The 21,474-nt window shown below is 74.6% G+C and carries 16 protein-coding genes; 7 read left to right on the top strand and 9 right to left on the bottom strand.

Annotated elements, in window-relative coordinates; genetic code table 11:
* From AC07BS_RS15310 to AC07BS_RS15290, 5 genes are all read right to left on the bottom strand, one after another.
* Positions 1-1,596, bottom strand: a complete 1,596-nt coding sequence (locus tag AC07BS_RS15310; RefSeq protein WP_478650769.1) for a GMC oxidoreductase — start codon at positions 1,594-1,596, stop codon at positions 1-3.
* A 95-nt stretch (positions 1,597-1,691) separates the two neighbouring features.
* Positions 1,692-2,888: a cytochrome P450 gene (locus tag AC07BS_RS15305; protein ID WP_478650765.1), complete on the bottom strand. Its 1,197-nt coding sequence runs from the start codon at positions 2,886-2,888 to the stop codon at positions 1,692-1,694.
* Positions 2,889-3,059: 171 nt separating this feature from the next.
* Positions 3,060-5,858: a LuxR C-terminal-related transcriptional regulator gene (locus AC07BS_RS15300; protein ID WP_478932497.1), complete on the bottom strand. Its 2,799-nt coding sequence runs from the start codon at positions 5,856-5,858 to the stop codon at positions 3,060-3,062.
* Positions 5,855-8,698, bottom strand: a complete 2,844-nt coding sequence (locus tag AC07BS_RS15295) for an AAA family ATPase (protein WP_478932495.1) — start codon at positions 8,696-8,698, stop codon at positions 5,855-5,857. The genes AC07BS_RS15300 and AC07BS_RS15295 overlap by 4 nt, the downstream gene beginning before the upstream one ends.
* Positions 8,699-8,723: 25 nt before the next feature.
* Complete coding sequence (locus AC07BS_RS15290) at positions 8,724-11,522, bottom strand: helix-turn-helix transcriptional regulator (protein WP_478932493.1); 2,799 nt, start codon at positions 11,520-11,522, stop codon at positions 8,724-8,726.
* Positions 11,523-11,879: 357 nt separating this feature from the next.
* Here AC07BS_RS15290 and AC07BS_RS15285 point away from each other — a divergent pair, with 357 nt between their 5' ends.
* Complete coding sequence (locus AC07BS_RS15285; RefSeq protein ID WP_478650757.1) at positions 11,880-12,659, top strand: 4'-phosphopantetheinyl transferase family protein; 780 nt, start codon at positions 11,880-11,882, stop codon at positions 12,657-12,659.
* Between the two features lie 68 nt (positions 12,660-12,727).
* Here AC07BS_RS15285 and AC07BS_RS15280 read toward each other — a convergent pair whose 3' ends face one another.
* A complete protein-coding gene (locus tag AC07BS_RS15280) occupies positions 12,728-13,342 on the bottom strand; it encodes a DUF4352 domain-containing protein (protein WP_478650755.1) in 615 nt (204 codons plus the stop codon).
* 196 nt (positions 13,343-13,538) lie between these two features.
* Positions 13,539-14,765 carry an acyl-CoA dehydrogenase family protein gene (locus tag AC07BS_RS15275; protein ID WP_478932490.1) on the bottom strand — a complete coding sequence of 409 codons (1,227 nt, stop codon included), beginning with the start codon at positions 14,763-14,765 and terminating at the stop codon, positions 13,539-13,541.
* A gap of 156 nt (positions 14,766-14,921) precedes the next feature.
* On the opposite strand from AC07BS_RS15275, the gene AC07BS_RS15270 reads away from it, so the two are divergent.
* On the top strand, positions 14,922-15,566 hold the full coding sequence (locus AC07BS_RS15270) for a TetR/AcrR family transcriptional regulator (RefSeq protein ID WP_478932488.1): 645 nt from the start codon (positions 14,922-14,924) through the stop codon (positions 15,564-15,566).
* 61 nt (positions 15,567-15,627) lie between these two features.
* Here AC07BS_RS15270 and def read toward each other — a convergent pair whose 3' ends face one another.
* Positions 15,628-16,179, bottom strand: coding sequence for a peptide deformylase (gene def / locus AC07BS_RS15265; RefSeq protein WP_478650749.1), 552 nt, complete (start codon positions 16,177-16,179; stop codon positions 15,628-15,630).
* Positions 16,180-16,346: 167 nt separating this feature from the next.
* On the opposite strand from def, the gene AC07BS_RS15260 reads away from it, so the two are divergent.
* From AC07BS_RS15260 to AC07BS_RS15240, 5 genes are all read left to right on the top strand, one after another.
* Positions 16,347-17,585: a MurT ligase domain-containing protein gene (locus AC07BS_RS15260; RefSeq protein ID WP_478650747.1), complete on the top strand. Its 1,239-nt coding sequence runs from the start codon at positions 16,347-16,349 to the stop codon at positions 17,583-17,585.
* Between the two features lie 32 nt (positions 17,586-17,617).
* The gene (locus AC07BS_RS15255; RefSeq protein WP_478650745.1) at positions 17,618-18,346 is read left to right on the top strand and encodes a type 1 glutamine amidotransferase; all 729 of its coding nucleotides are present in this window, start codon (positions 17,618-17,620) and stop codon (positions 18,344-18,346) included.
* Between the two features lie 116 nt (positions 18,347-18,462).
* On the top strand, positions 18,463-19,488 hold the full coding sequence (locus AC07BS_RS15250; protein WP_478650743.1) for a 6-phosphofructokinase: 1,026 nt from the start codon (positions 18,463-18,465) through the stop codon (positions 19,486-19,488).
* 105 nt (positions 19,489-19,593) lie between these two features.
* The gene (locus tag AC07BS_RS15245) at positions 19,594-20,547 is read left to right on the top strand and encodes a cytochrome c oxidase assembly protein (protein WP_478650741.1); all 954 of its coding nucleotides are present in this window, start codon (positions 19,594-19,596) and stop codon (positions 20,545-20,547) included.
* A gap of 121 nt (positions 20,548-20,668) precedes the next feature.
* The gene (locus AC07BS_RS15240; RefSeq protein ID WP_478650739.1) at positions 20,669-20,827 is read left to right on the top strand and encodes a hypothetical protein; all 159 of its coding nucleotides are present in this window, start codon (positions 20,669-20,671) and stop codon (positions 20,825-20,827) included.
* Positions 20,828-20,852: 25 nt separating this feature from the next.
* On the opposite strand, the gene AC07BS_RS15235 is transcribed toward AC07BS_RS15240, so the two are convergent.
* Positions 20,853-21,251 (bottom strand): SSI family serine proteinase inhibitor, encoded by a 399-nt coding sequence (locus AC07BS_RS15235; protein WP_478650737.1) that lies wholly within the window; start codon positions 21,249-21,251, stop codon positions 20,853-20,855.
* Positions 21,252-21,474: the final 223 nt, after the last annotated feature.

Raw genomic sequence — 21,474 nt, 5'->3', positions numbered from 1 at the left:
TCAGGAGGCGGTGATGTCCTGCTTGATGACCCGCTCGATGTTGCGTTCCGCCAGCGCCGTAATTGTCACAAAGGGATTGACGCCGATGGAACCAGGAATGAGTGAACCGTCTGTTACATACAGGTTTTTGTAACCGGAGACCCGGCCGTGGAGGTCGGTGGCCTTGCCCAGGACGGCGCCGCCGAGCGGGTGGTAGCAGAAGTCGTCCGCGAAGTTCTTCAGCTGCTTGCCGAAGAGGTCGTAGCGGTACATCGTGCCGTTGGCCTTGTTGATGCGGTCGAAGAGCGACTTGGCGGCCTCGACGGCGGGCTTGTTCTGGTCCCGGGTCCACCGGAGGTTCATCCGGTCGGCTGCCTTGTCGTATACGAAGGTGCCGCGTTCGGGGTTCTTGGTGATGGCCAGGTAGAGGCTGACCCAGGTCTCCAGGCCGGCCGGCATGGGCGCGATCTCGGCGAAGACGGGTGCCGCGGGGTTGTCCCAGTCGTCGATGCCCAGGGCGGGGATGGACGACTGCTTGGCGCCGACGGGGTTCCAGATGTGGTTGGCGCGGGCGGTCATGATGTTGCCGTTGGGGCCCCAGCCGGCACCGACCTCGGGGCTGAGGTCGGGCAGCGCGCCGGTCTCGCGGGCGCGCAGCAGGAGTTCGGTGGTGCCGAGGCTGCCGGCGCCGAGGAAGAGGTAGGTGCAGGAGATCTGCTTGGTGGCGACGCGCTTGCCGTAGGGGTCGATCTCCTCGATGGACAGGACGTACGAGCCGTCGCTGCGCCGGGCGATGTCACGGACCTTGTGGAGCGTCCTGATGGTGACCTTGCCGGTGCCGAGGGCGGCGGCCAGGTAGGTCTTGTCCAGGCTCATCTTGCCGTGGTTGTTGCCGTAGATGACCTCGGTGGCCAGCGCCGACTTCGGCACCTCGCCGGCCGCCTCGCGGCGCATGTAGTCCCAGTCGTAGACGTTGGGCACGAAGGTGGTGCCCAGGCCCGCCTTGCCCGCCTGGTCCCGGGAGACGCGGGCGAACTTGTACCACTCGGTCTGCTCGAACCAGCCCTTGTCGATGTGGTTGACGCGGAGGGTGGCGTTGGCGCGCGGGAAGTACCGGTCGTACATCTCGGCGGAGTCCACCCGCGGGAGGACCTCCTCGAAGTACGAGCGGCGGGGCACCACGGCCATGCCGCCGTTGACGAGGGAGCCGCCGCCGACGCCGCGGCCGACGTAGACGGACATCTGGTCGAAGTTGACCCGGTCGAGCACACCGGCGTACGGGGTGATGTCCCGGTTGACGACGTCGAGCCAGAGGAAGGAGCCCAGCGGAGCCTCGGTGCGGTTCTTGAACCAGCTGGAACGCTCGTCGGGCTTGAGCATATTGGGGAAGATCTTGCCGTCGGGTCCGGCGCTGTCCCACTGCCGGCCCATCTCCAGCATGACCGTCTCGACGCCCGCCTCGCCCAGGCGGAGCGCGGAGACGGCGGCGCCGTAGCCGGTGCCGATGACGACGGCCGGCACGTGCGAGCCGTCGGCCGCCGGCGTCGCGGCCCGGGCGCGGGGGGCCACGCCGATCGTGGTCGCCCCGGTGACGGCCGCGGCGCCGAGGGCCGCCATGCCCAGCAGACGGCGGCGCGACAAGTGCTGGTTCTCTACCACGCTGTTGCTCCCTGACCTTTCCGTAACTGCTCGTCCTGGATTGCGTTCTTCCGTCACCAGGTGACGGGAAGCTCGTAGACGCCGTAGACCTGCATGTCGTGGCGGAGCCGGATCTCCGACGCCGGCACGGCCGGGCGCAGCCCGGGGAAGCGGTCGAGGAGCGCGGTCAGCCCCACGCGCAGCTCGATGCGGGACAGCTGCTGGCCCAGGCACTGGTGGACGCCGTGCCCGAAGGCGAGGTGGCCGGTCGCGTTGCGGGTGACGTCGAGCAGCTCGGGGTCGGCGAACCGCGCGGGGTCCCGGTTGGCGGCGGCGAGGGAGACCATGACGACCTCACCCGCCCTGATAGTGGTGCCCTCGATCTCCACGTCCTCCAGGGCGGCCCGGGTGGGGCCGTGGTGGACGATGCTCAGGTAGCGCAGCAGCTCCTCCACGGCGCCGTCGACGAGGGAGCGGTCGGCGCGCAGGGCGTCGAGCTGCTCGGGGTTCTCGAAGAGGGCGAAGAGGCCGAGGGCCATCTGGTTCGCGGTGGTCTCGTGACCGGCGAGGAGGAGCAGGAAGGCGATCGAGGTCAGTTCCTCGTCGGTGAGGGTGGGGTCCGCGGCGATCAGACCGCTGAGGATATCCTCGGCCGGCTTCTCACGCTTGAGCCGCACGAGCTGGGAGAGGTAGGCGCCGAGGGAGGCGAAGGCGGCCATGACCTCCTCGGTGGACCTGCCGAAGCTGCTCCAGACCGCGGCGTCGTGGTGGAACTTCTCCCGGTCGGCGTAGGGCACGCCCAGCAGTTCGCAGATGACGAGCGACGGCAGCGGCAGCGCGAAGTGCTCGAAGAGGTCGGCCGGCGCGCCCATGCCCTCCATCACGTCGAGGTGCTCGTGGGTGGTCTTCTCGATCCACTCGGTGAGCAGCCGCATACGGCGGACGGTGAACTGGCCGGTGAGCAGCTTGCGGTAGCGCTGGTGCTCGGGGGCGTCGTGCTGGATGAACATTCCTGGCGGTGCGGCCGGCGATTCCTCGAGCATCGCGGCGCGCGGCACCGGCTGGTGCTTGAGTTCGCCCCGGGCGCTGAACCGGGTGTCCGACAACACGGCCCGGGCCGCGGAATATCCGGTGACGAGCCACCCGAGGTGGCCGTCGGCGAATCTCATGCGTGCGATGGGTTCTTTTGCGCGCAGTTCCTGGGTCGAAGCCGGAGGGTTGAAGTAGTTCTCACGCACCGTGGAGAACGTCACCGGCACGGCCTGGGCCATATTCCGTCCTTTCGCGGGACAGCATCGACTTCGCGTGCGGAGGGGCCATTCACGACACGTGGCGGCACCCCGGCCGCCACTGGAAATGACCGTATGGAGGGCCCGTGAAGACTGTCAACGAAAACAAACCGCGCGGCCGCTAAGACTGTGGTGACGGGGCGGGGGGTTCGGTTACCTTCGGTACCCCGGTGTTTCGGTTCGGTTCGGTGGGGGGTGGGGTTCGGTACGGTCGCCCCCGCCCTGGTCACCGGCCAGTTCGGCGATCTCCCCCAGCCGGGACCGGCCGGCCACGTCGAGCTTCCGGTACACCTGGGTGAGGTGCTTCTCCACCGCCCGCGAGCTGACCTCCAGCCGCTCGGCTATCTCCTTGTTGGACGCCCCGCGCGCGGCGAGTCCGGCGACCCTGCGTTCGGTACGGGTGAGGGCGGCCACGGTCGGGCGGGTACGGGAGCCGGTGAGGGCGCGCAGGTCCCGGCTCGCGCCCTCGGCGAGCCACGGCGCCCCGCACAGCACGGCCTGGTCGCGGGCGCTCCGCAGCAGGGGTTCGGCCTCGGACCGGCCGGCGCGCAGCAGCCGGCGGCCGAGCAGCAGGGCGGTACGGGCCCGCTCCATCGCGTTGACGGCGCCGTCGAGCGTCGCGGCGGACTCCCGCAGCAGCTCGATGCCCTTCTCCCCCGGGGTGAGGGCGCCCTGGACCCGCCGGGCGCGGCCGATGGCGACGGGGGTGCCCCAGGCGGTGGCCCGCTCGTACTCCTCGTCGATGAGGTCGTGGGCCCGGGCGGTGTCGCCGAGCCGGTAGTGGAGCCCGGCGGCCCAGGCGCGCCAGGGAAAAACGGCGGGGTTGCGCCAGTCGGCGCGTTCGGCGCCGCGGCCCCAGTCGAGGAAGTACTCCAGGGCGGTGGCCAGGTCGCCGCGCTGGGCGGCGCAGGAGCCGCGGACGAGCTGGAGCGAGGAGGGGCGGTAGCCGTGGTCGGCGCCCTCGCGGCGGTAGGACAGCAGCCGGCGGGAGAGGTCGGCGTCGCGGCTCTCCAGGGCCACCAGGACGACGGCGGTCATCGACTGGAGGGTGGCCCAGTCGGCCACGCCCAGCTCCAGCGCCTCGTCCGCGCAGGCCCGCGCGTCGGCCAGGCGGCCCTGGGCCAGCAGCACATGGGTGCGTTCGATGGCGATCAGCGCCTGCGGGACCGTGGCGCCGCGGTCCCGGGCCCGTTCCCGGGCGGTCTCCAGCCAGGGCCCGATGGCCTCCAGCGAGTCCGCGGCGATCAGCACGTGCACGAGGAGGGGCAGGGCGCTGTGGACGTGCTCCGGGGCGGCGGGTTCGTACTGGAGGACGCGTTCCGCCAGCGGTACGACCTCGGCGGCCGGCAGGCCCTGCGCCATGGTGGCGCCGTGCAGCAGCACGGTGACCAGTTCGCGTTCGGCGGCCGTGCCCAGCGCGGGCGCGGCGCCCAGCTCGCGCAGCCGGGCGGCGCACTGGGGCAGCCCGCCGGGGCCGGTCACCGCGCAGTGGCGCAGCCGTGCCTCCAGGCCGAGGGCGGCTTCCCGGTCGCCGCCGGTGAGCGGCCCGGCGTCGCCGAGTTCATGGGCGAGTTCGACGACCGACTCGACGACGGTCCGCGGGCTCGCGCCGAGCAGGGAGGGCGGGATGCGGACGGCGGCCCGGGCGCGCCGGGCCGGGTCCGGGAGCAGCAGCAGGGCCTGGGAGACGTGCCGGACCGCCGCCAGGGGGTCGAACTCCCGCTCCACGGTGGCCAGGTCGACGAGCAGGGTGGCCCGGTCGGGCCCGGAGGGGGAGCTGCCGAGCAGGGCCCGGCGGAGGTAGCGGGCGGCCTCCTCGTGCGCGCCGCGCGCCCGGGCGGCGTCGGCGGCGGCCCGCAGCGCCTCGGCCGCCCAGCCGTCCTGGCAGGAGGTGGCGGCCAGGAGCTGCGCCGCGGCCTCCTCGGCCGGGTGGCCGCCGCGGTGGAGCAGCAGGGCGGCGAGGACGTGGGCGTCCTCCTGCTCGGCGGGGGTCAGGGAGTCCTCGACGGCGTCCCGTACCGCGTGGTGGACGAACCGGGTGCCGGGGCCGGCGGCCAGCAGGCCCAGCCGGCCGAGGCCGCGGGCGGCCTCCTCGCGGCCGGTGGCGTCCAGTCCGGCGAGGCGGCCGACAAGTTCGTCGTCGGCGTTGTCGCCGAGGACGGCGAGGGCCTTGGCGAGTCCGCGTACGGGGGCGGGCTGGGAGCGCAGCGCCACGGCGAGGCGTTCGCGGAGGGCGGGCAGGCGGGCCTCGGCGACGGTGTGGGCGCGTTCGGCGACGGGGTCTCCGGTGCCGGCGAGGGCGGCCAGGGTGGCGGTCAGGAGCATGGGGTTGCCGCCCGTGGCCCGGTGGCAGGCCGCCGCGTACTCGGCGTCGGCGGGCCGCCCGAAGGCGGCGCCGACCAGTTCGGCGGTGCCCTCGGGGGTGAGCGGGCCGGGGCGCAGGAGGTGCGCGGCGCGGTCGGTGATGTCCTGGACGCGGGGCTCGTCGGCGCCGGGGTCGCCCTCGCGGAGGGCGGTGACGAGGGTGACGGGCCAGGCCGTCAGCCGTTTGGCGAGGTGGCCGAGCCAGCGCAGGGAGGGCGCGTCGGCCCACTGGAGGTCGTCGACGAGCAGCAGCAGGGGCCGGCGGGCGGCGTGTTCGGCGACGAGGGCGAGGAGTTCGCCGTAGGGGTCGGGGCCGGGCGGTTCGAGGGCGGCGCCCGGGCGCAGGGGTTCGAGGAGCTGGCCGGCCAGGCCGAAGGGGAGGTCCTGCTCCAGCGGGGCGCCGCCCGCGGTCAGGGTGCGGGTGCCCTGGCGTTCCGCGAGGCCGGGTAAGGCGCGGAGGAGGGCGGTCTTGCCGGTGCCGATGCCGCCGCTGACGACGAGGAGCGAGCCGTGTCCGTCCGTGGCCGCCGTCCGCAGGGCCGTGCCGGCCAGTTCGAGCTCGCGGCGCCGGTCGAGCAGGGGGGTCATGGGGTGTCCTTCGTCGGGGCGGGGTCGTCGTGGGTCGTGAGCCCGAGGCGCTCCAGCGCCCCGGCCAGCTCGGGGCGTCCGGGGATGCCCAGCTTGCGGTAGACCCTGGTCAGGTGGAGTTCCACGGTGCGGGGGGTCACCGAGAGGCCGCCGGCGATGGCCCGGTTGGGCAGGCCGCGGGCGGCCAGCGCGGCCACCCGCGCCTCGGCGCCGGTCAGCCCGTCCCGGGTGGTCCGCGAGCGCGGGGCCGGGGGCGCCGGGGCGGGGGCGGGTACGGGCGGGCGGGCCGGAGCGGCCGGTTCCGGCGGCACGCGGTCCGGTACGACGGGCTCGCCGGGCCCGGGACGCGCGGGGGACGCGGGGTCGCCGGGCGGCGGCGCGGCCACGGCCGGGCCGGCCAGGCGGGCGGTGGCCAGGGAGATCAGGGCCTGCCGGTACCGCCAGTCGGCCGGGGTGTCCGTGCCGGGGCGCGCGGCGACGGGCGGGGCCAGCGCGCCGGTGGCGTACAGGGCCCTGGTCAGCGGCCCGGGCGCGCCCCAGGCGAGGGCGAGCCGGCGCTCCTCGGCCAGCAGCGCGGCGGCGGTGCGGTCGTGCGGTGCGAGACCCCGGGCCCGGGCGGCGGCCGAACGCCAGGGCAGCAGCGCGGGGTTGACCGCCTGCTGGGCGAGCAGCAGACGGCCGCACTCCAGCAGGTCGGCGACGGCGGCCCGGCGGTTCCCCGCGGCCAGGTGGGCGCGGCCGCGGGCGTAGAGCAGGCAGGCCCAGCCGGTGCCGCCCGCGGCGTCCGACGCGCGGGCGAGCCCGAGGGACCGCTCGGCGCCGGCGGTGTCGCCGAGTTCGAGGTGGGCCAGGGTCTTCAGGGCGGTCACGGCGGCGCTCATGAAGGGGTGCCAGCAGTGCGGCGGCATGACCTCCTGGGCCCGGTCGAGGGCCGCGGAGGCCGCGTCTGGGTGTCCCTCGTGGAGCAGGCAGAGGGCCCTGACGAGGTGGGCGGCGGCGGCCGCCGCCGGGGCTCCGGCGTCCTCGGCACGCAGCAGTACGGCGTCGAGCCCCGTGTGCGCCTCGGCGACGTCGCCGGTGAGGAGGAGGGTGTGGCAGGCCGCGACCTGGGGGGTCAGGGGGAGGGAACACGGGGGTCCGGGGGCCAGGGCGGCCCGGGCGAGCTCCCGGGCGCGGACGATGTCCCGGCCGCGCAGGGCCTCGCGCCAGGCGGCGACGGCGGCCTCGGCGGGGTCGGCGGGCCGCTCGGCGAGGGCGGGCACGGCGGGCCGGTCCAGGGCCGGGGCGGTCTCGTGGCGGCTGTACTCGGCGAACCAGTACAGGGCGCGCAGCGCCGAACGGTCGGCGGGGCGCAGGCGGTTGCGGGCGAGGGCGCCGGCGATGAGGGGCTGGGCCCCGGCGAGGTCCCCGCGGGCCACCAGCAGGTCCGCGGCCCGTACCCAGGAGGGTCCGGCGTCGGCGTCGGCGGGGGCCCGCAGGGCCTGGCGCAGGTGGCGGTCGGCGGCGTCGGGCGCGGACGGCAGGACGTCGGCGGCCAGTTCGGTCAGGGTGCGGACGCGCAGCCGGGGGGCCATGGGTTCGCGCAGGGCGCGCCGGAGGAGGCGGGCGGCCTCGGCGGGGTCTCCCGCCGCGCGGTGGCGGGCGGCCTCGCGGCGCAGGGTGTCGACGGCCCAGGGGGCGCCGAGGATACGGGCGCCGGTGAGCATCCCGGCCAGGGCGGTGTCGGGGAGGCCGGCACGGTGGGCGTGGAGGGCCGCGCGGGCGTGGAGTTCCTCGCGGTCGTCGGCGGTCATGCGGGCCAGTACGGCGCGGGCGGCGGTGGGTTCGCGGAACGCGGGGCGGTCGCCGCCGGTCAGCAGGCCGGTGTCGGCGAGGCGTTCCAGGGCGCGCCGGGTGCCGGTGGCGGTGGGGCCGGCCAGCGCGGTGAGGGTCGCGGGGTCGGTGTGCGGGGCGGCCACGGCGACGGCCCTCAGGACGGCCGGAAGGTCGTCGGGGAGGCCGGCCACGGCGCGGACGGCGCGGTCGCGCACGGCTTCGGCGACGCTGTCGGCCAGGTGCGGCAGCTGGTCGGCGCGGGGGCGCCGGCCGTGCCGGGCGAAGCGGGCGGCGACCGCGCGGAGCACGGCGGGGTTGCCGTCGGCGGCCCGGGCCACCGCGTCCCGGAAGGCCGGGTCGGCGGGGGTGCCGAAGGCGTCGGCGAGCAGCTCGCCCACCTCGTCGGGGGTGAGGGGGCCGAGGGTGAGGGTGTGGTGGGCGACGTCGTGCGCGGTGTCCAGGGAGGCGGGTTCGAGGCGTTCGCCGGGGCCGGCGGGCGCGGTGCCGGCGCGGGTGGTGAGCAGCATCAGGGGCACACCGGCGAGCCGCCGGGCCTGGGCCCGCAGCCAGCGCAGGGAGGCGGGGTCGGCCCACTGGACGTCGTCGACGGCGATCAGCAGCGGCTGGGCGCTGGCCGCCGCGCGGGCGGCCCGGCACAGGTCGGCGGTGCGGTCGGCCGCGGCGGCGCGGGCGCGCGGGCGGGGCGTCCCGGCGGGGACGGGCGGGGTCAGCGCCGGGGTGAGCTGGGCGGCGAGGCCGTAGGGGTGGCCGGTCTCCTCCCAGGAGGCGTGGGCGGTGGCGACGCGGACGCCGGCGGCGCGGGCGAGGTGGGCGGTCCGGTCGAGCAGGGCGCTGCGGCCTGTGCCCGGCAGGCCGCGGATCTCCGCCAGGGCCGGGCGGCCGGCGGCGAGGCCGTCCAGCAGGCCGGCCAGCAGCCGTTGCTCGCGGTCGCGGCCGGCGAGCGGCGGCATGGCGTCGGCCGGTGGCCGGCGCGGCGGTCGCTCGTCCGTCACCTGCGACTCCACGGGTCTCTCCTGGGGGGTCGTGCTGTCACGCGGGGAGGGGGCCGTAGCCGCCGAGGGCGCCGGGCAGGTCGCCGCGGCCGCGCACGGCGAGCTTGCGGTAGACGTTGGTCAGGTGCATCTCGACGGTGCGGGGGCTGATGAAGAGGGCTTCGGCGATGGCCTTGTTGGTGACGCCGCCCTGGGCGAGCGCGGCGACGCGGCGCTCGCTGCCGGTGAGGGTGTCCAGGGGGCGGGCGGCGGGCCGGGACATCCGGCCGCCGGCGGTGACCAGCGTGGCGCGCGCGGTGGCGGCGAGGGCCCGGTAGCCGTAGCGGGCGGCCAGTTCGACGGCGCGGCGCAGGTGGCGGCGGGCGCCGGAGGCGTCGCCGTGGCCGAGGAGGCCGCTGCCCAGCAGGTAGGAGGCCTGGGCGTGTTCGAGGCGGGCGGGCGATCCGGCGAGGACCTCGGCGGCCTCGGTGAGGAGGTCCAGGCGGGCCCGGCCGGCGGTGACGGAGGCCCGGGCGACCAGTCCGGTGCCGTGGGCGCGCGGGGTTCCCCAGCGGTGGATGTGGGGGGTCGTCCGTTCGACGACGTCGCGGGCCTCGCCGGTGCGGCCGAGGCGGCTGAGGGCGAGGGTGGCGCGCAGCCACCAGGGGACCAGGACGGGGTTGGTCACCCCGGCCTCGGCCAGGCTGTCGCCGCAGCGCAGCCACAGTTCGACGGCCCCCTCGTGGTCGCCCAGGTCGCGCAGGACGCGGCCCCGGGCGTAGAGGTAGTGGTGCCATTCCCAGATGTGCCGGTCGGTGACGCGGGAGGCGGCGCGGTCGAGGGCCGCGCCGGCCTCCTCGACCCTGCCGTGGGTGAGCAGGGCGGTGCCGAGGGCGATGTGCGGCATGGGGGTGCGGGCGGTGCGTTCGCTGCGGGCCGCGGTCTCGACGGCGGCCCGGGCGTCACGGAGGGCGGCGTCGACGTCCCCGGTGCCGTGGAGGGTGAGGGAGCGAGCGGCGAGCGTGGCGACCTGCATCCAGGGCTCGTAGCGGGTGCGGCTGTCGCGGAGCGAGCGGTCGAACCCGGCGAGGGCCCCGTCGATGTCGTCGGCGAGGCCGAGGACCACGGAGGAGCCGAAGACCCACCAGCCGGCGGGCGAGGCCTCCTCCACCCGCAGGGCGCGCCGGGCCAGGGCCGCGGCGTCGGTCGCGGGGCCGCCGTCGAGGGCGGTGAAGGCGCTCAGGACGGAGAGCAGCCGCCGTTCGGCGGGGGTGTCGCCCTCGGGGACGGTCCAGGTGCGGGCGCGGGCGCGGACCCCGGCCATGGAGGTCTTCTCGTTGACGGCGGTGACCAGCAGGGCCGCCCGGACGTGGGTGCGCAGGTCGCGGGCGGGGCCGGCGGTCGCGTCGGCGGGCAGGTCGTCGAGGACGCCGGTCAGGGCCCGGACGGCGTCGGGGGCCGCGGGGGTGCCGATGGCCGCCATGCCGTACTCGGCGGCGACGGGGGCGCGTTCGCGGGGGTCGGCGGCGGCGCCGAGGACCTGGCGCAGGTGGCGCAGGGCGGTGTCGGGGGCGACCGGGGCCGCGGCCTTGGCCAGTTCGAGGCGTATCCCGTGGCGCTGGGCGTCGTCGGGGCCGGCGTCCAGGGCGCGCCGCAGGTAGCGGACCGCGGCCTCGGTGGCGCCGCGGCCCCGGGCCCCGGCGGCGGCCTCGCGCAGGACGGCGGGCATCCAGGGTTCGTCGAGGTGGTCCAGCCCGACCAGCTGGTCGGCGACCTCGGTGGCGGGCCGGCCGGCGTCGTTGAGCACCCGGGCGGCACGGACCCGTAAGTGGCGCAGTTCGGCCGGGGGCAGGCCGGCGAGGATCGCGTCGCGTACGGGGGCGCGGACGGTGCCGGGCGCGGTGGGCCCGTCGTCGGTGAGGACCCCGCACCGGCGCAACGCGTCGAGGGCGGCGAGGGCGCGTTGCGCGCTCACCCCGCAGAGGACGGCGAGCAGGTCGGCGTCGGGCCGGCCGAGGACGGCGAGGGCGCGGGCGGCCTCGCGCACATGGCGGGGCCGGCAGGCCAGCCGGTCGGGGACCGCGGCGGCGACGGCCTCGTCGAGGGCGGCGGCGACGTGCCGGAGGCCGTCGGCGTCGGGGCGGACGCCCTTCTCGCGCAGGGCGGTGAGCAGCCGGTGGAGGAGCTGCGGGTTGCCGCCGGTGACGTCGGCGCAGTGCCGCGCGAAGCGCTGGTCGGCGGGGGCGCCGAGGGCGCGGGCGACGAGCGGGCCGGTGGCGGCGGGGTCGAGCGGGCCGGGTTCGATCAGGGTGCAGCGGCCCTGTCCGAGCATCTCGGCGAGGACGCCGGTGCCGGGTCCGCCGCAGTCGGCGCGCTGGGCGAGGAGGAGCAGCAGGGGGCGGGCGGCGGCCCTGCGCAGGACGAAGTCGAGGCGTCTGAGGGTGGCTTCGGAGCACCACTGGGCGTCGTCGAGGACGAAGGCGAGGGGCCCGTCGGCCATGAGGGCGCTGACGTGGGCGTAGAGCCGGCGGTGGGCGGCGTACGTGTCGCGGGGGGCGGTGCCGGTGGCGCCGGGGGCGTAGGGGTCGGCGGCGAAGGGCGCGCCGGCGTCGTGGTCGGCGCCGTCGCCGCCGCGGGGGGCGGTGTGCTGCCGGACGGTGAAGCCGTCGGCGCGTAACCGGTCCGCGGCGGCGGCCAGGAGGCTGGTCCGGCCGATGCCGGCGGGGCCGCGGACGAGGACGGCCCGGGCGGTTCCGGCGCGGGCGCGGGCCGCGAGGGCGGTCAGCGCGCGGAGCTCGGTGGCGCGCCCGGGGAGTGTGCCGGGAGCGCCTGAGTGTGTATCGGACCTGACCGCCACGGCGTGCCCTCTTTCATGAAGCCCATGCTCGACCTCGGTGATCGCCGCGCCAAGGAGGATGGCACGGGGTGCCGACTTGCACGCTCAAGATCGGAAACGACGGTAACAGCACACCTCATGGTGACCCATCACGTTTGAGCCAGAATGCGGCCCGGTGATGGCCGATGTGGGACGCCGGGTCGCCGAGCCCTTACAGTCCGTACCCATCCGACCGCCGATGTCAACGTACTTACGCTTCTCTTCGGATCTCTACGAATAGGGCCCGAAAATGAACGGCCCATGCGGAGCTGATATCCGACAGACATATGACTCCTGTACGCTGCGGCGGCGTTCGTCACCGATAGACCGGAGCGACCCGTGCAGCTACCCCTGGACCACTCCGCCGCCCGCACGAGCCCCACCACCGGCGCCCCCTGGCCCCGGCGGCTGGACCGGCCGGCCGAAGGGACCCTAGACCTCTGGCTGTTGCGCACCCCCGACCCGTGGCTCGCCTCCGCGGACCTCGACCGGTCGCCGCTGGACGACGAGGAGCGCCGGAAGGCGGACGCGTTCGTGCGCCCCCTCGACGGCGCCCGGTACGCGGCCGCCCATCTGATGCTGCGCAGGCTGCTGGGCGCCTACCTGGACGTACCGCCCGGCGAGCTGGAGTTCACCCGCGAGCCGTGCCCCTGCTGCGGAAAGCCGCACGGCAGGCCCGCCGTCGCCGCCCCCGGTGCCCCGCACTTCTCCCTGTCGCACGGCGGCGACCTGACCCTGATCGGGGTCGCCGCGGCCCCCGTCGGGGTGGACACCGAGCAGGAACCGGCACCGCAGACGGTCGGCCAGGTGGCCTCGGCGCTGCACCCCGCCGAGCACCGGGAGGTCATGGCGGCGCCGGCCGTCCGGCGCGCGGCGGTCTTCACCCGGCTCTGGGTGCGCAAGGAGGCCTATCTCAAGGCCCTCGGCACCGGCCTCGGCCGCTCCCCCGACCTCGACTACCTCGGCAACGGCGGCCCCGGCACACCCGCCTGGCCCACCGGCTGGACGATCGTGGACGTGCCCGTGGGCGCCGGCCACGCCGCCGCGGCGGTGCGCGGGGAGCTCCACAGCCGCTACGACGTCGCCCGGCTCGACCCCGAGGGCCTCCTCGCGGGCTGAACCGGGCACGGCGACGCCGCCCGCGCGGTTCGCGCGGGCGGCGGCCGGAAGGTCACGACGTCACACGGTCACTTCGCGACCGTCCACTGGGCGGTGTCCTTCGCGAAGCCGGAGTCCGGGGTGAAGGTGAGCGTCTTGGGCTTGGCGTTCTCCGGCACCGAGACCACGACGTAGCCGAGGGCCTTCTCGCCGGTCTTCAGCTTGACCGTGGCCGGCAGGTTGGGTCCCGCGGTGGTCTCGCCGATGGCGTGGGTGAAGGTCTGGCCCTGCTCGTCGAGGACCTTCACGCCGTTGGCCGGGCTGTCGTCGTAGCCGGCCTGACCCTTGTTGACGATCTCCAGCTGGGCGGCGACCCAGCGCTTGCCCGGCTTCGGCTGGAGGTACTTGTTGTTGCTCTGGGCCGGGTCGGTCCAGTTCTTGAGCGTGACGGTGATCTCGGCACCGTTCTTGGCCTTGACGGTGGCGGTGCCGCCGACGCCGAGGGCGCCGCCCTGGCCGGAGCCGCCCTTGTCGCCGCCCTTGTCCCCGCCCTTGTCGGGCGCGGGCGCCGGGTCGGCGGGCGCCTGGCTCTGTGCGGCACCGGCGCTGTTGTCGGGCTTGGCGTCGACACCGTCGCTGTTGCAGGCGGTGGCGGTGGCGGCGAGCGCGACGATGATCGCGGCGGTGCTGAGCTGACGACGCATGATGGTGGATCCCCCGTGGCGGTGCGTGGTGCTTGGTACGTGCTTTTTGACGTGCACATTCTTACCCGCTGGTCAGGGCGTGATCGACACGTGGAGCGCCCTGTGGGACTCCTGTGACATTCGGATGATCAAACCGTCGCAGCGTCACAGAACAAAGGGGGAGGAAGGGGGCATCACAGCCCACCGGCCGGGCACATCAGCGGATCGGCACCCCCGAGAGCGTCCGCGCGATCACCAGCCGCTGGATCTCGCTCGTGCCCTCGAAGATGGTGTAGATCGCCGCATCCCGGTGCATACGCTCCACCGGGTACTCCCGGGTGTAGCCGTTGCCGCCGAGGATCTGCATGGCCTGGGCGGTGACCGCCTTGGCCGTCTCGCCGGCGAAGAGCTTGGACATCGACCCCTCGGCCGCCGTGAAGGGCCGGCCCGCCGTGGCCATCCAGGAGGCGCGCCAGACCAGCAGCCGGGCGGCGTCGATACGGGTGCGCATGTCGGCGAGCTGGAAGGCGACGCCCTGGTTGTCGATGATCGGCCGCCCGAACTGCACCCGGGTCCGCGCGTAGTCGAGGGCGACCTCGTACGCGGCGCGGGCGATGCCAACGGCCTGGGCGCCCACCGCCGGGCGGGACGCCTCGAAGGTGGCCATCGCGGCGTTGCCACCCCGCGCGCCACCGCCGGCGGCCCTCTCCCGGGCACGCGCCAGGCGCTCGTCGAGCTTCTCCTTGCCCCCCAGCAGGCAGTGGCCGGGCACCCGGACGCCGCGCAGGACGACCTCGGCGGTGTGGGAGGCCCGGATGCCGTGCTTGCGGAACTTCTGGCCCTGCTCCAGCCCGGGGGTGCCGGGCGGGACGACGAAGGAGGCGTGGCCGCGGGCACCGAGCTCCGGGTCGACCACGGCGACGACCACATGGACGTCGGCGATACCGCCGTTGGTCGCCCAGGTCTTCACCCCGTCGAGCACCCACTCGTCCTTCGCCCCGTCGTGAACGGCGCGGGTGCGCATGGCGGCGACGTCGGAGCCCGCGTCCGGCTCGGAGGAGCAGAAGGCGGCGATCCGTACGTCGTCGGCGTCGCCGTACATCTCGGGCACCCAGGTGCCGATCTGTTCGTCGGTGCCGTTGGTGAAGACGCTGATCGCGGCGAGGCCGGTGCCGGCGATGGCCAGGCCGAGGCCCGCGTCGCCCCAGAACAGCTCCTCCAGGGTGAGGGGCACCCCGAGCCCGGTGGGGTCGAAGAACTGCTGCGCGTAGAAGTCCAGCGAGTACAGCCCGATCCTGGCCGCCTCGCGCACCACGGGCCAGGGGAATTCCTCGCGTTCGTCCCATTCCGCGGCGGCCGGACGCATGACCTCGGCGGCGAAGCCGTGGATCCAGTCCCGCACGGTCCTCTGATCGTCGTTCAGCTCGAAGGCGAAGTCCCCCATGATCCCCCGGTCCCCTCTCGGCGTGACTTACCTGAGGTAACATGAGTCTGTTACTCGCCAGTAGTAGTGTCAACTCCCCTGCCCTCCGAATCCGCTCCGTGGACGGGGTGTTACGTTGCGCAGGCGTTTTGAACCATCGGGCGGGGAGGCACATCAATGGAGACCAGTCAGCGGGACGATCAGCAGCGGGCTGCGGAGCAGCGGCGCAAGGAGCTGTTGGAGGCCGCGGACCGGGTGGTGCTGCGGGACGGGCCGCAGGCGTCGATGAACGCGATCGCGGCCGAGGCGGGGATCACCAAGCCCATCCTCTACCGGCACTTCGGCGACAAGGGCGGGCTCTACCGGGCGCTGGCCGTGCGCCACACCGACGCCCTGCTGAACGGACTGCGCGCGGCGCTCGACGCGCCCACCGCGCGGCGCGAGCGGGTCGAGACGACCCTGGACACCTATCTCGCGGCCATCGAGGCGCGGCCGCAGGTCTACCGCTTCCTGATGCACCCGGCCGACGAGGGCACGCCCGCCGAGCACGGCTTCGACGTCGGCCGTCACTCCACCCCCCTGCTGCGCCGCATGGGAGAGGAGCTGGCCCAGGTCATAGCCGAGCGGGTCGACCTCGGCCCGGACGGCTCGGACCTGGCGCGGGCGTGGGGCCACGGCATCGTCGGAATGATGCACGCGGCCGGGGACTGGTGGCTGCGTGAGCGCCCCTACGACCGCGGACCGCTGGTCCGCCATCTGACGGACCTGCTGTGGGGACGGCTGGCCACCTCGGGCGACCTGCCGGGCGGGCCGGGCTTCTGAAGAACCCCGGCCGACCTCCTCCAGCCACCTGCTGGGAGGTGGCCCTCCGGACGGGCTGAGCTCAGCCCGTCCGCTCCGCCGCCCACGGCGCACGCCGCACGGCCCGCAGGGCCCGCCGGCGGCGCAGCCCGGTGAGGCGGTCGAGATAGAGGCCGCCGTCCAGGTGGTCGCACTCGTGCTGGAGGCAGCGGGCGAAGAAGCCGGTGCCGTGGACCCGGACGGACTCGCCCGTGACGGTGAAGCCCTCGACGACCGCCTCGTCGAACCGCTCCGTGCCCGCCTCGAGGCCCGGCACGGAGAGGCATCCCTCGGGGCCGCGGACCGTGATGCCCTCCGCGGCCACCAGACGGGGGTTGACCAGGTGGCCGAGGTGGCGGCGGTCCTCGTCGTCCGGGCAGTCGTAGACGAAGACCCGCAGCGGCACCCCGATCTGGTTGGCGGCGAGTCCCACCCCGCCCGCCGCGTACATCGTGGCGAACATGTCCTCGACGAGCTCCGCCAGCGCGCCGTCGAATTCCGTGACCGCCTCGCAGGGTGCGGCGAGGCCCGGGTCGCCGAGCAGCCGCATGGGCCGCACCTGTCCTGAACTGCCGGGAATCGTGCCTCTTCGCATGGCCCAAGGGTACGTTCAGCTGATGGTGGGTTCGGGCCCACGGCCGGATCTCGATAGGCTGATCCCCGACCGTAGCCTCCTGGCGGCGGTACGGCACGGAGGGGGCGTCCCACCCGGCTGACCAGGTACACAGGCGCGGCGCCGGAAGCAATGGAGGATCTAGGACGATGGCAGGCAACTCGGGGCCGCTGTCGCCGCGGGCCAAGCTGGCCGTGACGGCGGGCAAGGCGGCTGCGGCGGTGTCGCGGGCCGCGGGCCGTGGCAGCGGGTCGGTGATCGGCGGCAAGGTCGCACTCAAGCTCGACCCCGACCTGCTGGCCCGGCTGGCAACCCACCTGGACGTGATCCTGGTGTCGGCCACCAACGGCAAGACGACCACGACACGACTGATCGCCGAGGCGCTGCGGGCCAGCGGGCCGGTGGTGTCGAACGCGCTGGGCGCGAACATGCCCGCGGGCATCACCTCCGCCCTCGCGGGCGGCTCGGACGCGCGCTACGGCGTGATCGAGGTGGACGAGAAGTACCTGGCGGGTGTCGCGCGCGACACCTCGCCCAAGGCCATAGCGCTGCTGAACCTCTCGCGCGACCAGCTGGACCGCGCCGCGGAGACCCGCATGCTGGCCGAGAAGTGGCGCGAGGGCCTGGCCGGCACCAAGGCCGTGGTGATCGCCAACGCGGACGACCCGCTGATCGTATGGGCGGCGTCCTCGTCGCAGAACGTGGTGTGGGTGGCCGCCGGCCAGGAGTGGAAGGACGACGCCTGGTCGTGCCCCTCCTGCGGTGGTGTGATGCAGCGCCCGGGCGACGACTGGTTCTGCGGCGAGTGCGGCTTCCGCCGGCCCACGCCGAGCTGGGCGCTGTCGGGCGACTACGTCCTCGACCCGCACGGCTCCGCGTGGCCGATCCACCTCCAGCTGCCGGGCCGGGCCAACAAGGCCAACGCCACCACCTCGGCCGCCGTGGCCGCGACCTTCGGCGTGCCGCCGCAGGTGGCGCTGGAGCGGATGTACCAGGTGCAGGCCGTGGCCGGCCGCTACGACGTGGTGGAGTTCCTCGGCCGTGAGGTGCGACTGCTGCTGGCGAAGAACCCGGCCGGCTGGCTGGAGACCTTCTCGCTGATCGACGGGCCGCCGGCGCCGGTGATCCTCTCGGTGAACGCCCGCGGCGCGGACGGCACCGACACCTCCTGGCTGTGGGACGTCGACTACACCCGGCTCGCCGGGCACCCGATCATGGTCATCGGCGACCGCAAGCTGGACCTCGCGGTCCGCCTGGAGGTCGCGGGCGTGGACTTCCGGGTCTGCGAGACCGTGGACGAGGCCGTGCAGATGGCCCCGCCCGGCAAGATCGAGGTCATCGCCAACTACACGGCGTTCCAGGACATCCGCCGCCGCGTCGGCAACTGACGACCCACGGACAGCACCGAAGGATTGTGAGCATGAGCCAGAACAGTCTGCGTGTGGTGTGGGTCTACCCCGACCTGCTCAGCACCTACGGGGACCAGGGCAACGTCCTGGTCCTGGAGCGGCGCGCCCACCAGCGCCGCCTGGACGTCCAGCGCGTGGACGTCCGCTCCGACCAGCAGATCCCCACCTCCGGGGACATCTACCTGATCGGCGGCGGTGAGGACCGTCCGCAGCGGCTGGCGGCCGAGCGGCTGCGCCGCGACGGCGGCCTGAACCGGGCCGTGGCCAACGGCGCGATCGTCTTCTCGGTCTGCGCCGGCTACCAGATCCTGGGCCACGAGTTCATCAACGACCTGGGCCAGCGCGAGCAGGGCCTGGGGCTGCTGGACGTCATCAGCACCCGTGGCGAGGGCGAGCGCTGCGTCGGCGACGTGCTCGCCGACATCGACCCCCAGCTCGGCCTGCCGCCGCTGACGGGCTTCGAGAACCACCAGGGCGTCACCCACCTGGGCCCGACGGCCCGCCCGTTCGCCCGGGTCCGGTTCGGCAACGGCAACGGCACGGGCGACGGCACCGAGGGCGCGTTCAACGACACCGTCTTCGGCACCTACATGCACGGCCCGGTCATGGCCCGCAACCCGCACATCGCGGACCTGCTGATCAAGCTGGCGCTGGACGTCAACGCCCTGCCGCCGGTCGACGACCGCTGGTACGAGGCGCTGCGCGCCGAGCGCATCGCGGCGGCGACGCAGCCCGCATAGCGGACGGTCACGATCCCCGTCACCCACTACGGCTAGGGTGGCGGGGATTCCTCCGGACGACGGGGTCCGGTCCGGTCTACGGCCGCATCCGGCCCTGAGCGCGAAGGTTCCCTGTCATGCGCATCGGCGTCCTCACTTCCGGGGGCGACTGCCCCGGCCTCAACGCCGTCATCCGCTCGGTGGTGCACCGCGCGGTCGTCGACCACGGCGACGACGTGATCGGCTTCCACGACGGCTGGCGCGGTCTGCTGGAGTCGGACCACCGCAAGCTCGACCTCGACGCCGTGGCCGGCGTCCTGGCCACCGGCGGTACGATCCTCGGCTCCTCCCGGGTCCGGCCCGAGCAGCTGCGCGACGGCGTGGGGCGGGCCCTGGACAACGTCGCGACGCTCGGCCTGGACGCCGTGATCCCGATCGGCGGCGAGGGCACCCTCAAGGCGGCACGGCTGCTCTCCGACGCGGGGCTGCCGATCGTCGGCGTGCCCAAGACCATCGACAACGACATCGCGGCGACCGACGTGACCTTCGGCTTCGACACCGCGGTGGGTGTCGCCACCGAGGCCCTGGACCGGCTGAAGACCACCGCCGAGTCGCACCAGCGCGTCCTGATCGTCGAGGTCATGGGCCGGCACACCGGCTGGATCGCCCTCCAGGCCGGCACGGCGGCCGGCGCCCACGCGATCGTGGTGCCGGAGCGGCCCTTCCGCATCGACGAACTCACCGCCGTGGTCGGCGCGCGCTTCGCCGCGGGCAAGCGCTTCGCGATCGTGGTGGTCGCTGAGGGCGCCAAGCCGCGCCCCGGCACCATGGACTTCGAGACCGGCGGCACGGACGTCTACGGCCACGAGCGGTTCGCGGGCGTGGCCCGGCAGCTCGCCGTCGAGCTGGAGCGGCGCCTGGGCAAGGAGGCGCGGCCGGTGATCCTGGGGCACGTCCAGCGGGGCGGCACCCCCACCGCGTACGACCGGGTGCTGGCCACGCGCTTCGGCTGGCACGCGGTGGAGGCGGCCCACCAGGGCGCCTTCGGGATGATGACGGCGCTGCGCGGCACGGACATCACCCTGGTCCCGCTGGCCGAGGCCGTCGAGCGGCTGAAGACCGTGCCCGCCGAGCGCTACGCCGAGGTCGACTGCGTGCTGTGATCCCGGCCGCCCCCGCCCGCCGGGGACGACGCCCCCGGCCGTGGAGCGGCCCGGGGGCGGCTCTACTCTGGTCCCGGCGCATTGGTGCGAAATGGGAGAGAGCGGATGGATCACAGCGGGCACGGCATGATGCACATGGACATGCCGCCGTTCACGCTGGAGCGGGGTCTGCAGTTCAGCGGTGAACCGTTCTTCATGATCGGCTGCCTGCTGGGCCTGGGCCTGTACGGCTGGGCCGTGGTGCGGCTGCGGCGGCGCGGGGACGCGTGGCCGTGGGGCCGGGTCGTGGCCTTCGTCCTCGGCGTGCTGAGCATCGCGCTGGTGATGTGCACCAAGCTCAACGACTACGGCATGGTCATGTTCAGCGTCCACATGGTGCAGCACATGGTCATCAGCATGCTCTCCCCCATCCTGATCCTGCTGGGCGCCCCGGTGACGCTGACGCTGCGGGCACTTCCGGCGGCGGGGCGCGGCCGCAAGGGGCCCCGCGAGCTGCTGGTGGCGCTGCTGCACAGCCGCTACATGCGGGTGATCACGCACCCGGGCTTCACGATCCCGATGTTCATCGCGAGCCTCTACGCCCTGTACTTCACGCCGATCTTCGACTTCCTCATGGAGACGAGGACGGGCCACATCGCGATGATGGTCCACTTCCTCGCGGTGGGCCTGGTCTTCTTCTGGCCGATCATGGGCGTGGACCCGGGCCCGCACCGGCCGGGCTATGTGATGCGGATGCTGGAGCTGTTCGCCGGCATGCCGTTCCACGCGTTCTTCGGCATCGCGCTGATGATGGCCTCGGAGCCGATGATCGGCACCTATATGCACCCGCCGGCCTCGCTGGGCATCGACGCGCTGGACGACCAGAAGGCCGGCGGCGGCATCGCGTGGGCGTTCAGCGAGATCCCGTCCGTGCTGGTGCTGCTGGCGCTCGTCTACCAGTGGTACCGATCGGAGCAGCGGCAGGCCAAGCGCAGCGACCGGGCCGCGGACCGGGACGGCGACAAGGAGCTGGCGGCCTACAACGCCTACCTGGCGTCGCTCAGCACGCGGGAACGGTGACCGGAACGCGTTGACCGGGACGGTCGCGCGGTATGGCGGTGCGGACCGCGGCGGGGAGACCATGGTCTCCTGGCCGCGGTCCGCGCGTTTTCGCGCCGGGCCGCTGTTGAGGAGGTGCGGGATGCCCGGATCCGCGAAGACGATGGCGGCCCTGACGGCCGGCGCCCTGGTGCTGGTGACCGCCTACACCGTCACCATCGGCACCGACGGCTGGCTGTGGTTCACCTGGGTGGTGCTGGGGCTGACGGCCATCGGGACGCTGGCGGCGCGCGGGACCTGAGCCCGGGCCGGGCGGCCGTAGCCGGTCAGAAGCGGAAGACGGGGCCTGTCGCGGCCTCCAGGACGCACAGGTTGGGGTAGGTCCGCCGCCAGGTGACCTGCCCGCCCCGCCAGTGGCCGTCGGCGGTCGCGGTGACCGGGTCGTCCTCGTCGGCGCAGGTCCGGTTGGCGCCGGGCGGCACCCCGTCGGGCCGGCCGCCTCCCTGACCCAGGTGGCGGCAGGCCTCGGCGGCGTGCGGATGGTGGCCGCCCGGGCCCGGGCAGGGCAGCTGGACGCCGCGGATCCAGGTGTTCTGGGCCCCGGAGAGGGTGAGGAAGAGCCGTCCCTCGTCCGCCTCGTGGGTGGTGGCCTGGGCCGGGGCCAGGGGCAGGGCGAGCAGCGCGGTCGCGGTCGCCGCCGCGGCCGTGCCGGTACGTACGGACATGGTGGGCCTCCTGGGAACGGTGCGGCCCAGGGCACCGCGCGGGGCCCGCTCCGGCAAGGGGCCGCACCGCCGCCGTCGCCCGTGTGGGGGACCACCGCCACCCGGACAGCGCCGCGCCCCCGGCCCGGGAGATCCGGGACGGGGGCGCGTGGCGCGCTCCCTCTTGCCGGGAACAGGGGGGTCTTCTCTGTCTGAGGAAACGAGGTTGCGGTGGGGGGATAAG

This window comes from Streptomyces sp. NPDC044063, assembly GCF_056434285.1.
Note: the sequence above shows the minus strand (reverse complement) of the source record. Positions and strands in the feature narration are given on the sequence as shown.